We start from the raw sequence: 15,613 nt of genomic DNA, 5'->3' as shown, positions 1-15,613 counted from the left end.
TTCCGTTATTTGCTTAAAAAAGCGTGTTTATAATGGTTTTGCGGACAGAGAATCCGCTAATTGGTAAAAATCAGCGAGAAACACAGTCAAAATAGGCGATTAGCGGAACGTGTGTCCGTTCAGTCCTCGAAAACCGGCATTTTTATTAAAATAACGGAACCTGTGTCCGGATAGCTAAATAAAGTGGACAGGAGTTCCGTTATTTGTTTTAAATCGTGTCAAAGGCCCTGGAAAATAGCAGAAGTCCACATAGTTTCATAAACAATCAAATACATATAAAAAGATGCGGAGAATGTGTATTCCCCCCGCATCCTTTATTTATTTGCCAAATCAGGCAGCTCACTATTTCTAGTTTAAAACTGTTTACTTATCCAATTTCAACTTCGCTAACGCATCTGCCAAAGCTGTGTTAATGGGTTCTTCCTTATTATTCTTTTTCAAGTATTGATTTACATCCCGCTTACTTGCCTTAGAGTTCTGATTTTCTTTCCTTCTTTTTTGGAAGGCTGACACTTTCTCACGGTGACCACATTTACAGAAGAAGATTTGCCCTTCTCCTTCCCCTCGTAGCTCTAACCGTTTGTGACAGTTTAAACATCTTGCATTCGTTACCTTAGATATGTTTTTCCGATGTCCACATTCACGGTCTTGGCACACCAGCATTTTACCCTTTTTCCCATTTACTTCGAGCATTAGCTTTCCGCAATCCGGGCATCGTGTTCCTGTCATATTATCATGTTTAAAGCGTGCTTCACTATTTTTAACTTCAGAAACTGCTTCCTTTGTATAATCAATAATTTCTTTAATAAATACCTTCTTTGGAAGCTTTCCGTTAGCAATTAGCTCTAGCTTTTGCTCCCATTGTGCCGTTAAGGATGGAGACCGTAAATCCTCTGGTACTAGCTCCAATAATTGTTTTCCCTTATTGGTTATAAAAATATCTTTCCCTTTTGCCTCAATAAGAAAGCTGTTAAACAGTTTTTCAATGATATCGGCTCTAGTCGCTACCGTACCTAAACCACCTGTTTTACCGATTGTTTGAATCAAATCCTTACTCTCACCCGCCATATACTTAGTCGGGTTTTCCATAGCTGATAGTAAGGTTCCTTCATTAAACGGCTTAGGCGGTTTTGTCTCGCCAGAAGTCATTGTCAGACGATTAACTTTTAATTCTTGCCCTTTTTGAACATCAGGAATGGATTGGTCCAAATCTTCCTGCTCACCATCATCTTCCTGGTGTTCAAACACTTCCTTCCAGCCAAGGGATAGCACTCTTTTCCCTCTAGCAACAAACGTTTCTCCTCCACTTTTTGCTTCGAGAACAATTTGTTCAAATTCAAAAGGTGGAAGAAGAACTGAAAGAAATCTTTTCACAATGAGGTCATATATTTTTCTTTCTTTATCATTTAGTTTTTGTAAATTAGCCGCCTGTTCCGTTGGGATAATGGCATGGTGATCGGAGACCTTACTATTATCCACGAAGGATTTATTTACCTTGACCGGTCCTCTTATAATCTTACTCGCCACTTTCGCATATGGTTGAATCCGACAGGCATCTACCCTGTCCTTTAAAGTGTCCACAATATCGGTAGACAGAAAACGAGAATCTGTTCTTGGATACGTAACCAACTTGTGCTGTTCATATAATTTTTGCATGGTCGACAACGTTTCTTTTGCCGAGAAACCAAAAATTCGATGTGCATCCCGCTGAAGCTCCGTTAAATCATACAATTGGGGGGAATAACTTTTCTTGTGGTTTTTAGAAACATGTTCAACCACCATCTTTTGATTATGAAGAGCTTTCAAAATGGATTCGATTTTTTCCTTTTGAAATGTCTTGTGGTCCTTTGTCTTTCCATCCTGCCATGATAATTTAAGCTGATCTGTTTCAGCAGATATACCAAAGAACGATTTCGGTTTAAAGTTCTTAATCTCTTCCTCTCTAGCTGCAATCATGGCTAGTGTCGGAGTCTGAACACGCCCACAGGAAAGCTGAGCATTATATTTGGTTGTTAGTGCCCTTGTAGCATTCATACCTACGTACCAGTCTGCTTCAGAACGTGCTTGTGCAGAAGCATATAAATTCTCGTATGCTTTTCCGTTCTTAAGGTTCGAGAAGCCTTCTTTAATAGCTTTATCGGTTACAGAAGAAATCCAAAGTCGTTTGATGGGCTTATGAACTCTTGCCTTCTCAATAATCCATCTTGCAACAAGTTCCCCTTCTCTACCTGCATCCGTTGCAATGATAATTTCAGACACATCGGAACGCGCCATTTGGTTCTTAACCACACTAAACTGTTTTCCCGTTTGTTTTATCACGACTAACTTTAATGGTGAAGGTAGCATGGGTAGGTATTCTATGTTCCAAGATTTGTACTTATTGTCATACACTTCGGGATCTGCCAATGTAACTAGATGCCCTAAAGCCCAAGTTACGATATATTGTGACCCTTCTAAAAATCCATTCCCCTTTTTATTACATTGCAAAACTCTAGCTATATCTCGACCTACGGAAGGTTTTTCTGCTAAAACTAACTTCTTTGACAATATGTATACATCCTTTCTAACTAAAAACCTAGTTGTATCCCCTATCTTATCATAAACGGGACCGATCGAAATAACGACAGGAAGCAAACTGTAGTTTTTGTGCATTTCACACATGTCCAGAAAAAAACACAGGTTTTTCTGTGCTGTTTATGTCATGATTATCCATATTTAAAACGCAAACTCATGTTTCTGCGCCGTTTATACCATATTTATCCATATTTGGAACGCAAACTCATGTTTCTGTGCCGTTTACACCATATTTATCCATATTTGGAACGCAAACTCATGTTTCTGTGCCGTTTATACCATAATTATCCATATTCGGAACACAAACTCATGTTTCTGTGCCGTTTATACCATAATTAACCATATTTAGCGCGAAAACTATTTTGCCACAAATATTCAACACCAGATCAAACAAAAAAAGGAGTAAAGAACATTTCACTGTTCCCTACCCCTATAGTGTTAGGCACTTATCGCCTTCATCGATTTATTGACTCTACTTTTCCTATCCAAATGTAGGAGCCAGAGATTTAATAAGATTCCTAAAGCCGTTAATATACTGAAGAAGAAATAAACGATAAATATACTTGCCTCTTCATAAATAATTCCACCAAAAAATGTACTAAACCAGTTTCCTAACCCACCTGAGATAGATGCATAAATTGTAATCGCAGTAGCAGCCATTTCAGGCGGTGTAATCTCGCGAACATATTGAAGACCTACTGGAATAAAGAGACCAATCGCTGCACCCTGTAGAAAGGCTGAGGAATAAATTAACCAAAGGTCAGGTTGAGCTACATAGATTCCCCATCTTATCAATGACACAACACCTGCAATCAAACTGACGTGTAAAATCCCTAACCTCATGACCCACGCTTTCGCAACCTGCATGAATGGAATTTCAGATAAAACAGCAATTAAAAATGCAATCCCGATTCCTGTAAAGGTCCCTCCAGACCCTTCAACAAAGAGCCCGAAATACGTATTATTAGCCAAATTAGGACCCAAAATTAGAAATGCCACCAATAAGAAAAGCAAAAATTTAGGTAAGAATAGGAATTGCTTTATTCCTTCTTTTATATTGAGTTTGGTCGTAGCCCGTTCTTTTGGTGCCTTTGTAATAATAAATGATGAAATAACTAGAGTAATAAAAAGTGAATAAAAGATTACATCTAGTCCTAAAGAAGTTTCTGATAATCTTCCCATTATAAAAACAGCTAAACCAAATCCTAACGAACCAAATAAACGAATGTTTCCATAGTTTAAGTTCCGTTCTGCTGTATACTTTAATGCAATACTATCCGAAATAGGGTTAATTCCACTTTGAAAAATGGCGAGAAAGAGAGCTATGACAATCAACCAAACATATTGGTCTAAAAATAAATAGCCTAAGCCAATGATCCCCGTAATGACGGTTAAGAACGAAATTATTCTTGTTGGTGCATTGGTTAGGTCACAAATAATACCCCATATTGGTTGAAAAAAGATCATAATGATAGGACCAATAGACATAATCGTTCCAATCTGGTATCCATTTAGCCCTTGCTCTTGACTTAAGTACACACTTAATAGTGGGGTAATTCCTCCAAAACCAAAGTAAACGATGAGAAAAAATATTTGAAATGTGAGTATAGTCTTCTTTTGTTCGTTCATTCTATCCTCCAGCGGAACACCTCTTAATTATATATAGAACACCTTACTCCCATCTTTATACTTTGTCGAGAGTTTCCTGTAAATTCCACCAAAAGATTAAATCTTCTGAATACCACATAATCTCTAAAGAAATAACCACCGAAGAATATATTATTCTAAAATAGTTTGATAGAAATCGTTTTCATTGCTAAAATAACATAGTCAAAAATAAAAATAGGAGGAGATATATTTTGGCTATCCTTTCACAAACAGCATTGATACAAGAGCCAATGGCTATCTTTGCTTATTTAACATCACTGTTAGGGATTCTATTTGTCCTAGGACAGTCCAAAAATCCTATCTTACAAAAGTTTTTTCATTATGCACCACCTTTGATTTGGACGTATTTTTTACCAATGATTTCAACCACCCTTGGAATCATTCCATCAAGCTCAACCCTATATGACTTTGTATCTACATACATCCTACCTGTAGGACTTTTACTATTGCTATTGTCAGCTAATGTACCTGCTACATTAAAATTAGGACCAAAAGCAATTATGATGTTCTTCGCAGGGACCCTTGGCGTTATCATAGGTGGCCCAATTGCACTGGCTATATTCCAACCGTTTCTGCCTGCTGAAGCATGGACAGGTGTAGCTGCACTTGCTGGAAGCTGGATTGGCGGAAGTGCCAATATGGCAGCTTTAATTGATGCAACAGGAACACCTGAAAACATTTTGGCACCGATTATCGTGGTGGATACAGTTGTCGGATACAGCTGGATGGGAATCATGATTTTCCTAGCTGGATTCCAAGATCGCTTTAATCGCTGGAACCGAGCAGATAACTCAGTAATAAAAAAAGTAAATGAAGATATGGGAGAATTACAAAAAAAGAATTCGAAGCCGATTGATGTACCTCAGTTGGTGGCAATTATTGGACTTGGTTTCGGGGTTTCATATCTCATTCGTATGTTTTCTGAAACTCTTCCACAATCTTCTGTCTTATCAGCTAGTACCTGGACAATAATGATTGTTTCTGCTGTTGGTATTCTGTTTTCATTTACTCCTATTCGAAAACTTGAGAATTACGGAGCTAGTAAAGTGGGGTATGCGGGTATATATATCTTACTTGCTACCATCGGGGCAAAAGCTGATTTAGCATATGTGGTGGATGCACCTCAATATGTATTAATGGGAATTGTATGGTTAGCCATCCACGTGCTCATTATCTTCTTAGCGGCTCGTTTACTTCGTGCTCCCCTATTCTTCGTTGCAGTAGGGTCACAAGGAAACATTGGTGGGACAAGCTCAGCACCCGTTGTCGCTTCTGTATTCCAACCTTCACTAGCACCGGTTGGACTATTAATGGGGATTTTAGGAAATGTGGTCGGAACCTATGCCGCGGTTCTGACAGCTTATCTTGCTGAATGGGTATCGACATTCTACTTATAATTTCAATAGAAAAGCTGACCATTAAAGGGCAGCTTTTCTTTATTTATTCAACCGTTACGGATAACCCACTTACTAATAAAGTTGGGGAGCCTACGTACCCAGAACCTGGAACTCCAAATGAAAACTTAAGATCAGAGCCAATTTCTTCTATTTGGTTTAATAGTTCAAAGAAATTTCCTGCAATGGTCATTTGATTTGCAGCCGATTGAATTCTTCCATCTTTTACATAGTAGCCTGTTGCTGCTACTGAGAAGTCTCCCGAAATTTGATTTGTACCGGAATGCAGACCTGATAGCTCTGTAATAATTACTCCTTCCTTCATTTCTCCTACTAACATTTCATAGCTCTTAATACCTGGCTGTACATACAGATTCGATGGAGCAACCGTTACAGAGCCCTTGTAAGAGTTTTTAAAGGCATGCCCTGTTGTTTCAACACCTGCCTTTTTAGCCGTTTTTAAATTGTGAAATAACGTATTTAGCTTCCCATTTTTGATAATAGAAACTTTTGAGGATGCCACTCCCTCCGCATCAAAAATTCGACTAAACATACCATCTTTTCTAAATGGATCATCAATGAGACAAACATTTTCTCCAGCTATTTGTTCCCCTTCTTTCCCTTTTAACTGAGACATTCCTTGTTGAGCATTCTCAGCAGAGAATATAGGCGTAAAAGTGGAAATCAAGCTTGCTGCCGTATCATTTCTTAATAAAACGGGATACTCCTTACTAGGAATAGACATAGGGTTCAAATAAGATAATGCTTCTTCTACTGCAGTAGAAGCAATCTTACCGGCATCTAACTCATCCAAATTCTGGACAACTTCAAAATGCCCAGCTGTTTTTACGACATCATTTTCTTTTACAATGACATATACAGCAAAGACCAAATAATTTTTACGATCGAGTAGTTCTAAACCTTTACTATTAAACAGAGCACTTTCTACTTCTGCACTCTCTAAAATAAAGAAATCTGTCCCTACAACCCTTTCATCTTGAGCATAAATTTCCTTATCCACTTTCTTCATAAAATCAATTTTTTCTTCATTTGATATCTTAGATAGAGTTTCAGAATAAAAGTTTACATTTTCATATCTTTCACTACCAGAAAAGATTTCTTCTGGTTCTGCATCCTCAATAATTAAAGAATTTTCCTTTGCATTTTCCAAAAGGAAATATACAGACTCCCCATCTAATTTCTCCGTATAGGCGTATCCCATTTTCCCATTATAAAGTCCACGGAAAGAAACACCCATTTCTTCTGAAGTCGTAAATTTTTCAACTTCTCCTTTGAACAATTCACAGTTAAAAATATCCGATTTCTGATAATAAAGCTCCATATCGGAAAAACCAATGGATTTACCTTCTGAAAATAACTTTTCCTTAAAATCTTGTACATTCATGTTATTGGTCCCCCTTTCTACCGCCAACCGTCATTTCACTAACACGAATCATTGGTTGACCGACATTTACTGGGATACTTCCGCTTACGGAGCCACACATTCCTGCCCCGTGTCCAAGATTATTCCCAACCATATCAACAAGTTGTAACGTTTTCGGTCCATTTCCTATTAGAGTTGCTCCTTTAATTGGTTTATCGATTTTTCCATTCTTGACCATATATGCTTCCATAACAGCAAAGTTATAATCTCCAGTGGTCGTATTGACTTGGCCGCCGCCCATATACTTTGTATAAATACCATGCTCTGTATTGGAGATAATTTCCTCTGGAGTCGATTTTCCAGGAGCGATGTAAGTATTAGTCATTCGTGATGTAGGAGCAAATCGATACGATTGTCTACGTCCTGAGCCTGTTGAGTCCATACCCATCCTTCTTGCATTTAACTTATCAATTAAATAACCTTTTAAAATACCATTCTCGATTAACACATTCTTTCGAGATTTTTCCCCTTCATCATCGATATTGATAGAGCCCCACTCATTTTCTAGCGTTCCATCATCAATATAAGAAACAATCTCCGGTGCTACTTTTTCTCCTATTTTTCCAGCAAAAACCGATTGGCCCTTAGCAACCGATGTAGCTTCTAAGCCGTGACCACAAGCCTCATGGAAAATAACACCGCCAAATTCATTATCAATAATGACAGGAAATTTCCCACTAGGACAAGGATCAGCATCTAACATAGTGACTGCGATTCTGGAAGCCTCCGAAGCGTAGTGTTCTAAATTTAGGTTTTCCATAAATTCAAAACCTTGAAGAGCACCTGGGCCATAGAATCCTGATTCCATCTGATTTCCTCTTGTTGCAACAGAGTTAATCGCAATTCGCCCTCTCACACGTTTATCCTCAACAAATTTCCCCTCTGAGTTTGCAATCAATACATTTTGTTCCTCATCAAAGTATCGAAGCTTTACTTGTGAAATGCTTGAGTGATAGTTTTTAGCAATCTCATAGGCTTTTTTTAGTACTCCGACTTTTCTCGTCTTCTCAACTGACTGGGGCATATAAAGAATGGGATGGATCGGATTCACTGACTCAGAAGTCAATTTATTTGCCTTCAAGACATCTTCACCTTTTAAGGCACTCGCTGCATTTCTAGCAGCTTTTAGCAAGCCTTCTTTTGAAAAATCTGTTGTGTATGTATAGGTACTATTGAAGCCTTTAAAAATTCGAATCCCCACTCCAAAATCCCTACCAGACATACTATTGTCAATAATCCCGCTTTGTAAGTAAATCGTATTTGTAAATCGGTCTTCTACAAACACTTCTGCAAAATCTCCACCTGTTTCAAGTGCAGCATTGATGACATCTTCGACGATTGCTTTACTTAACATAAGAAATTTGGCCCCCTTTATCCTTTTAATCTAGATAATTCTTACAATTCTAATTATACTGTATTTTTATTCCAAATAACCCGTTTATCGAATGATTTTATGTAGGTCTTGAGACGGAGAAGGTTCACCTGAAAATTTGAGCGAAATATGTAGTAAAAAAATTCTGACTTATAAAAGACAAATGCTAGAAATTCCTTTATAATAAAAATATTAGAGTGGCGAAATAAATAATAGATTCTTTCTATTATTCTATTACCTATTTGGGAAAATGAGCCACTACTGAAAGGAGAAATGGACTTATGCAAACAACGGCTAAAAAAAGAAAATTACGCTCTGAGGTTCCTGTAGAACAAACTTGGAAAGTAGAAGATTTATTTGCAACCGTAGAAGAATGGGAAGCAGCTTTAAGAGAAATTGAAGAACTTATACCAACTGTTACCCAATACAAAAACAGACTAGCTGAAGGCCCACAAGTTCTCCTTGACTGTTTAGAAGCACAGTCTGCCATTATGGAAAAAGCAATTTTAGTAGGAACTTATGCTAGTTTACGTTCATCTGAAGATGGGACAAATCCAGAAAACCAAGCTAATTCAGGAAAACTAGCGTCTGCATTTGCTAGATTAGGAGCATCCTTATCCTTTGTTGATTCAGAAATTTTAGCTCTGCCTGGAGGAACAATTGAAAAATACATAGAGGAAAATAAAGGTTTAGAGCCTTATCGCAACAATTTAGAAGACCTTGCTGCAAGAAAACCACATACTCTATCTCCTGAGACTGAGGAAGTTTTAGCATCATTAAGTGAGGTTCATCAGGCGCCATATATGATTTATCAAAGAAGCAAATCTTCTGATATGCAATTTAACTCCTTTGTGACCTCCGATGGTGAGGAACAACCAAACTCGTTTGCTTTATTCGAAGATCAGCATGAATTATCTCCAGACACGGAAACACGCCGTAAAGCGTACGATTCTTTTGTTGAAACGTTAAAGCAATACCAAAATACTTTTGCAGCAACATACACAACGGAAGTTAAAAAACAAGTAGCATTGGCGAAAGTACGTAACTATGATTCTGTTACTCAAATGCTTCTTCACCCTCAAAAAGTGACAGAAGAAATGTACAATAATCAATTGGATGTCATCCAAAATGAACTAGCTCCACATATGCGTCGCTTTGCTCAATTGAAAAAGCGTGTTCTTGGACTAGACACATTAAAATTCTGTGATTTAAAAGCTCCACTAGATCCAGACTTCAACCCAAAAACGACGTATGAAGAAGCTAGTGAAGTAATCCTAGAATCTTTGAAAGTAATGGGTCCTGAGTATAGCGAGATTATGGAAAAAGCATTAAAAGAGCGTTGGGTAGACCTTGCTGATAACGTTGGTAAATCAACAGGTGCTTTCTGTTCAAGTCCGTATGGGTCTCACCCATTCATCCTATTAACTTGGACTGATACCATGAGAGGTGCCTTTATCCTAGCACATGAATTAGGACATGCTGGACACTTCTATTTAGCTAACAAAAACCAACGAAGCTTTAATACACGTCCATCTACGTATTTTGTTGAAGCTCCTTCTACAATGAACGAGATGCTTTTAGCAGATCATATCTTATCTAAAACAACGGATAAGCGCATGAGACGTTGGGTCATCCTTCAGCTATTAGGCACTTACTACCATAACTTTGTTACTCACCTTCTTGAGGGCGAATATCAAAGAAGAGTATATACATTAGCAGAAAAAGGTGTACCTTTAACTGCTAAGACATTATCTGAGCAAAAAGGTGAAGCTCTTGCAAACTTCTGGGGCGATACTGTTGAAATTGACGAGGGTGCTAAATTAACTTGGATGCGCCAACCGCATTACTACATGGGGCTTTATCCATATACGTACTCTGCTGGTTTGACTGTGTCCACAGCAGTTTCTCAGCTATTTAAAGAAGAAGGACAACCGGCCATTGACCGTTGGTTAGAAGTATTGAAAGCTGGAGGAACAAAAACACCACAGGAGTTAATTCAATATGCTGGTGTGGACATGACGACTCCAGATGCAATCAAGAAAGCCGTTTCTTATGTTGGGTCATTAGTAGATGAACTTGAAAAGAGCTATGAATAATAAAATGTAAAGAGGTTGGCTAGGAATCCTAGCCAACCTTTTTTATTGGTTACATACTTCTCCCAATAATGGAGATACATACTTAAAGGGAATATATTTTTGGTGAAAACTAATTAGGAAAGGAATAAAGTAATGGAAAATATGACGATTTTTGTTAAAGAAGCAACTAGTGAACAGCCCATCCAATCATTAGAGAACATTTTAATGCAAATTGATGGTGTAGAAAGAGCACTTGTTGACATGAAGGATGGAGAAGTCAAAATTACATATGATAAAGATAAAATTGCTTCTGAAGAAATCATCCAGCGTATAGAACAACACGGAATGCATCAAGTTCAGTAAACATATAAAAGGACAAAGAGAAACATATTCTCTTTGTCCTTTATAATTTAGTCTATGTTTACCTTTTGGGGGGGTAACAAATTTATTTCTTTTATGAATGAATGATACTGAAGAGATTCTCCAGTCAGCTTCATAAGTAAATCATTCCAGCTATAAAGAGCACCAGGCCGATATACCTTCTGTGTCAAATAATGCCCTACTCTACCATGAAAAAATTCATCTGAAATATACTCTTTGATAAAATCATGGATTTGGTAAGCCATAAACTCACCCAATAAATAGTTTTGATAATAAACTGGAGCCAACGTAAAATGTATTTTCGCAGCCCAGTCAGGTTCTATTACACGTTCTTTTGGAGCTTTTATATGTTGAATTTCCTCAACAAGCTCCCACCATAATTGATTTAAATCTTGTTCCGGATCTTTATATAATTCTCTTTCAAAAAACACAAATGTAATGATGAATCTAGCTGATATCAATGATGTAAATAATTGATATTTTTGTAGCGCAGGCTTCATATGAGCGATTGCAGCTTTATCCAATTTTAAAACCTTCTCCAACCACTCCGGATTTTCTACCATTCTACCGAACATCATGGCCATGGCCTCAGTTGTTAAAATATGACTTGGCGTTCTGAGCAGATAGGGCAGACGAGTATCCACCAGTTTATCATACGTCGCATGTGCAAATTCATGTAACATGGTCCCCATCCAGTAATGAGACGGGGCGATATTACATAGAACTCTTACATCACCTTCACGGTTTACATTCATACAGAAAGCGGTTGGGTTCTTACCCTTTCTTGGCTCTAAATCGCTCTTCTCCAAAATATCCTGAATATCCATTCCTAATAATTCAAACGTCTTAATGGTTAGGTCCGTTACATTTTGGGACTTAAATAAATGATTTAAGTCAAGCTGATCTGTAGAAGGCGCCTTTTGAAAAAACGGATCTTCATAATGCCATGGCTTCAATTCTGATATTGTTATCCCATACTTTTTGGCAAGCTCTTCATCTAGTTCCATTTTCCATTCTCGGAAAACAGAATCAGTATCTTTTAGGAATTGATGGAACATAGAAAATATCTCATCAAGGTCCAATTCCTGCCCCTTAAATGCCATCTCATAATAATCACTATAACCTAAGAATCTTGCAGACTCATTCCTTAAACGAACCAGCTTTAGAAGTTTACTACTAACAACCTTTCCGACTTGTTTGCTAGCCTTCCAAGCATTTTCCCGCTCTTTTTCATCTTTACTTTCAGATAGAATAGAACGGATATCATTTGGCATGTATGTCTTACCATCCATTTCAGGATTATACGTGTTGTAAAGATGATTGAGCTCTGCTGATGCTTTCGCCTTCGCCTCCAAAACCTCTTTTGGCAACTGCTTAGACTCCATCTCATTAACCAATAATGTAAGTTGTCTTCTCTCCACTTCAGATAAATGATAACCACCATTTAGTAACTCCTTAATCTGATTGAACCTTTCACGGTCTGAGAAGAAATGATTGAGTTTAATTTCAGCAGCTGTCAATTCATCTACCCAGTGTGTTTCCCCAGTAGTCTGTGCACCCCAAGCTGCTAAACTTAAAGGAGTTACTAGTGTCTGAATATCATTATTAACTCCTTCCAGAAAGATTGAAGCTTTCATTATATATTATCCCCCTTTTAAAACCGTTCTCCCATTTTCCTTACCTTTGCCCAATATACTGTCGGTTTCTATACTCTTTCAGCAGTTCTTCCCCTTTGGATGTCATCGGTTTCATCATATACACCTGACTCACCGCTTTTGTAAATCCTACCGCTTTGGCAAAATTCATAACCTGTTGGTTTGTATCTTGAAGAAAAGCAAACATTCGAGTTGCCTGTTCGCTTACTGGACCAAATACTCTGTATAAAAGAGAGTGGAGGATGCTAGTTTGATTAACAGCCAGAGCTTCCACTTCACATTGAAGCACAGTTACTCCTACTACTTTCCCTGTATCATCTAGCCTCTTTTTCGTTAAAGCATATCCCACTGGTTTAGGAGTAGAGCCATTTTCAGCAATCCATACATCGAGTCCTTTTCCATGCATCCAGTATGATTGCCAAGGTGCTAGTTTTTGATAAAAAGAAAGACTCTCCATTTCTGTTATTGTCCCTGGTCTGACATACATTTCATTAGATAACTCCCATTCTATATCAGAAAGTGAACCAGCATGTTGAAGATGATGTAGATGGTCTACAACTTGATACCCATATTGTTCGTATAGAGCGATTGCTTTTTCATTTTCTAAAATGGCCTCAAGAATAGCTAAATCGACATTCTCTTCTTTATAGATGGATAAAGCCTCTTGCATCATCTTCTTCCCGACACCTTGCTTTCGATAAGCTGTCGCTACACCTGTTCCACCGTTCCAAGAAATCGTTGCCTCTCCCACTTTTCTCGTACCGCTCAAGATTAAGCCAATTGGTAATGTTTCATCAAAAGCCACGACAGACATTGTTGGCTTTAACCCTTCTGTGATTAACCGAGCTGTAAAGGCATCTACATTCGTGGTTGCATCAAAATAATAACCTTCGAAGCCCTTATTCCACGCATCGACTGCTTCTAATAACTTACACTCTGATAGTCTCTTAATGGAGATCATCATTCTTCCCTCTCTCTTGTTTTGCTGTGAAAAATTCCTCAGCAAAAACTCCCATTAAAATATTGTCATGGTACTCACCATTCGAAAAGATTTCACCTCGAATGATCCCTTCTTGCCTAAAACCTAATTTTTGATACGAAGAAATGGCTCTGGCATTAAATGCATACACATTCAGACCCACTCTACGTATATTCAAGCTCATAAAGGCATGATTCAAAATTAAAGAAAGTGCCTCTGTTCCATATCCGTTTCCCATGTACTCCTCCTGATGAATAGCAATTCTCACGCTACTCGTACGATTCAAATAGTCAATATCAAGTAGTGCCAAATCACCTATAATCTGATCATTTTCCTTTAATACAATCATGAGATCGAACCTATTCTTTTCTAAAGCAAACGCTTCATAGGCACGTTCAATTTTTGCGTACGTTAAGAAATCTTGAGTCCCTGTTAACCTTCTAATCTCAGAATCTTGAGTAACAGTATGAATCGTTTCATAATCAGATTTCTGAACTGGTCTTAGATACACTCTTTCTCCAGCTAAAAACGGTTTAATCATTTTATTTGACCCCTTTTTGAAACATATAATTCTCTATTTTTAAAAATAACTGACTACCCAGTTTATTTTATTAGAACACAGGTAAAATGGAAATGCAAGAATATTTTATCTAAAATATGGATGTGTTTTTATGTACCTTGGAAATTGTTACTGGGGAAAATTTATGAGGTTTTTAAAAAGGAAGCCAAAATAAAAACTAAGGTCACAACTACCTTAGTTTTAAGGCAGGGATGTCTTTACGCGGAGTTTACTGATAAGTAGCAGCGTTTTCATCTCTGTTTAGTTCGCTAAACCGCGCTTTCACATGTTGAAAAATCATCTCAATCTCGCCTCTAATTAGCTCTGCTTCTTTTTTGGAAGTGGCTTGTAGTAGTTCGAGTTGAAGTCTTCTCACTTGTCTGTATTCATCACTTGTCATATGATTTTTTAATGTTCTCCTCACAACTAGACCTCACTTAATTATGATTGTAGGCGTTTCTTTTCTTGAATAGGAAGATCAGAGTTCAGTTCATTCTCTATCTGTAAAAAGTGATAATTCATGATTTGATTGGTTTTTGCAGCTTCCAGTTTGGCTATGATCAACTCTCCACTGTAGCCTGCCAGAACCGAGGTGAAAATAAGTTTATCTAGTGTAGTCGGTTCAGTAAGAACTACAATCACAACAGCCGCAACCCCTCCAAATATGAGGTCTAATAGAAAACCATACTCAAAAACTCTCTTTTTATTGTGAGGCTTAATAATTTTCCCATTCCTTTTTGCGTGTGTCAGTAACCCCATTACACTACCAATCAAAAATCCATAAAGTAAAAACAAACCTACCACCCCTCGCTTTACTTAAAAGACATGAATACTCGCTGTTACTACTTGTAGACCCAGAACCAAATAGCTCGTCCAAAATAATGGCTAGTTTCTACACGTAAGAACAATCTTCATAACGGCTTTTGTATTCTTGCTCATGTTGTCTTTCTAATCTAGAGGGGAATCGTCAATAACTTCACTTCATAGGCATCACTCCCTTCAAAATAGAAAAGCGAAAGAGCAGTAAAAACTAAATGAACGTCATACTATATTTATATAGCATGTATTTACAAAGATTCCCTTTTATACCCAACTTTTCCTTGAGTCGAATTGCTTATTTTTATGAGTTACTTTTATACCACCTATCATTAACTGCTATACTGATATAATCCTTTTGACATGTTTTCGTTGAATAACACTCTATTAGGCTTTTTAACAATAGTTGATTCTCTTAACAATGGTCGTTGATTTCCGTTGCAGGTGCGCAGCTAGAGCGGGCGGTCCGGGAGCTTCCTCTGGCCAACAGGATGTTGGTTACGAAGGCGTTGCCACAGGACGTGGCGTTCTTAGCCTTCGTTCCCCTCNCCACAGGACGTGGCGTTCTTAGCCTTCGTTCCCCTCTCGCTCCTGCGGGGTCTCCCTTGTCCCTTCCTCCCACTTTCCACTGCTTCCATGTATTTCTTCAGGGCAGTGGAAATGAGTCAAGCACCTTCCACTCCAATCAACGGTAGT

General features: G+C 37.9%; 12 protein-coding genes. 3 read left to right on the top strand and 9 right to left on the bottom strand.

From position 1 onward, the window contains the following. Positions 1-363: 363 nt before the first annotated feature. Positions 364-2,547 (bottom strand): DNA topoisomerase III, encoded by a 2,184-nt coding sequence (locus ABDZ91_RS10165; protein WP_343798669.1) that lies wholly within the window; start codon positions 2,545-2,547, stop codon positions 364-366. Positions 2,548-3,012: 465 nt separating this feature from the next. Next, on the bottom strand, positions 3,013-4,203 hold the full coding sequence (locus ABDZ91_RS10160) for an MFS transporter (protein WP_343798667.1): 1,191 nt from the start codon (positions 4,201-4,203) through the stop codon (positions 3,013-3,015). Positions 4,204-4,433: 230 nt separating this feature from the next. Here ABDZ91_RS10160 and ABDZ91_RS10155 point away from each other — a divergent pair, with 230 nt between their 5' ends. Next, positions 4,434-5,639, top strand: coding sequence for a DUF819 family protein (locus tag ABDZ91_RS10155; RefSeq protein ID WP_343798665.1), 1,206 nt, complete (start codon positions 4,434-4,436; stop codon positions 5,637-5,639). A gap of 43 nt (positions 5,640-5,682) precedes the next feature. Here the strand turns inward: ABDZ91_RS10155 and ABDZ91_RS10150 are convergent, their stop codons facing one another. Then, positions 5,683-7,041 carry a TldD/PmbA family protein gene (locus tag ABDZ91_RS10150; RefSeq protein WP_343798663.1) on the bottom strand — a complete coding sequence of 453 codons (1,359 nt, stop codon included), beginning with the start codon at positions 7,039-7,041 and terminating at the stop codon, positions 5,683-5,685. Position 7,042: 1 nt separating this feature from the next. Continuing rightward, positions 7,043-8,434, bottom strand: coding sequence for a TldD/PmbA family protein (locus ABDZ91_RS10145; RefSeq protein WP_343798662.1), 1,392 nt, complete (start codon positions 8,432-8,434; stop codon positions 7,043-7,045). A gap of 299 nt (positions 8,435-8,733) precedes the next feature. On the opposite strand from ABDZ91_RS10145, the gene pepF reads away from it, so the two are divergent. Both pepF and ABDZ91_RS10135 read left to right on the top strand, forming a co-directional pair. Continuing rightward, the gene (gene pepF, locus ABDZ91_RS10140; protein WP_343798660.1) at positions 8,734-10,548 is read left to right on the top strand and encodes an oligoendopeptidase F; all 1,815 of its coding nucleotides are present in this window, start codon (positions 8,734-8,736) and stop codon (positions 10,546-10,548) included. A gap of 132 nt (positions 10,549-10,680) precedes the next feature. After that, positions 10,681-10,890, top strand: coding sequence for a heavy-metal-associated domain-containing protein (locus ABDZ91_RS10135; RefSeq protein ID WP_343798658.1), 210 nt, complete (start codon positions 10,681-10,683; stop codon positions 10,888-10,890). Between the two features lie 47 nt (positions 10,891-10,937). On the opposite strand, the gene ABDZ91_RS10130 is transcribed toward ABDZ91_RS10135, so the two are convergent. The 5 genes from ABDZ91_RS10130 to ABDZ91_RS10110 form a co-directional block, all read right to left on the bottom strand. Beyond that, the gene (locus ABDZ91_RS10130; protein ID WP_343798656.1) at positions 10,938-12,545 is read right to left on the bottom strand and encodes a M2 family metallopeptidase; all 1,608 of its coding nucleotides are present in this window, start codon (positions 12,543-12,545) and stop codon (positions 10,938-10,940) included. Between the two features lie 40 nt (positions 12,546-12,585). Further along, complete coding sequence (locus ABDZ91_RS10125) at positions 12,586-13,527, bottom strand: GNAT family N-acetyltransferase (RefSeq protein ID WP_343798654.1); 942 nt, start codon at positions 13,525-13,527, stop codon at positions 12,586-12,588. After that, a complete protein-coding gene (locus tag ABDZ91_RS10120) occupies positions 13,511-14,083 on the bottom strand; it encodes a GNAT family N-acetyltransferase (RefSeq protein ID WP_343798652.1) in 573 nt (190 codons plus the stop codon). The genes ABDZ91_RS10125 and ABDZ91_RS10120 overlap by 17 nt, the downstream gene beginning before the upstream one ends. Before the next feature lie 247 nt (positions 14,084-14,330). Then, positions 14,331-14,525, bottom strand: a complete 195-nt coding sequence (locus ABDZ91_RS10115; protein ID WP_343798651.1) for a hypothetical protein — start codon at positions 14,523-14,525, stop codon at positions 14,331-14,333. A 17-nt stretch (positions 14,526-14,542) separates the two neighbouring features. After that, positions 14,543-14,896 (bottom strand): DUF4257 domain-containing protein, encoded by a 354-nt coding sequence (locus ABDZ91_RS10110; RefSeq protein ID WP_343798650.1) that lies wholly within the window; start codon positions 14,894-14,896, stop codon positions 14,543-14,545. Positions 14,897-15,613 lie beyond the last annotated feature (717 nt).

Source organism: Bacillus carboniphilus (assembly GCF_039522365.1).
GTDB lineage: Bacteria > Bacillota > Bacilli > Bacillales > JC228 > Bacillus_BF > Bacillus_BF carboniphilus.
The sequence above is the reverse complement of the archived record's forward strand: the minus strand, read 5'-3'. Positions and strand labels throughout refer to the sequence as shown.

What these genes read in the sequence shown, in the direction of transcription:
- ABDZ91_RS10160 (WP_343798667.1), bottom strand. Translation starts at nt 4,203, where the DNA reads ATGAACGAACAAAAGAAGACTATACTCACATTTCAAATATTTTTTCTC.
- ABDZ91_RS10150 (WP_343798663.1), bottom strand. Translation starts at nt 7,041, where the DNA reads ATGAATGTACAAGATTTTAAGGAAAAGTTATTTTCAGAAGGTAAATCC.
- ABDZ91_RS10145 (WP_343798662.1), bottom strand. Translation starts at nt 8,434, where the DNA reads ATGTTAAGTAAAGCAATCGTCGAAGATGTCATCAATGCTGCACTTGAA.
- pepF (WP_343798660.1), top strand. Translation starts at nt 8,734, where the DNA reads ATGCAAACAACGGCTAAAAAAAGAAAATTACGCTCTGAGGTTCCTGTA.
- ABDZ91_RS10135 (WP_343798658.1), top strand. Translation starts at nt 10,681, where the DNA reads ATGGAAAATATGACGATTTTTGTTAAAGAAGCAACTAGTGAACAGCCC.
- ABDZ91_RS10130 (WP_343798656.1), bottom strand. Translation starts at nt 12,545, where the DNA reads ATGAAAGCTTCAATCTTTCTGGAAGGAGTTAATAATGATATTCAGACA.
- ABDZ91_RS10125 (WP_343798654.1), bottom strand. Translation starts at nt 13,527, where the DNA reads ATGATGATCTCCATTAAGAGACTATCAGAGTGTAAGTTATTAGAAGCA.
- ABDZ91_RS10120 (WP_343798652.1), bottom strand. Translation starts at nt 14,083, where the DNA reads ATGATTAAACCGTTTTTAGCTGGAGAAAGAGTGTATCTAAGACCAGTT.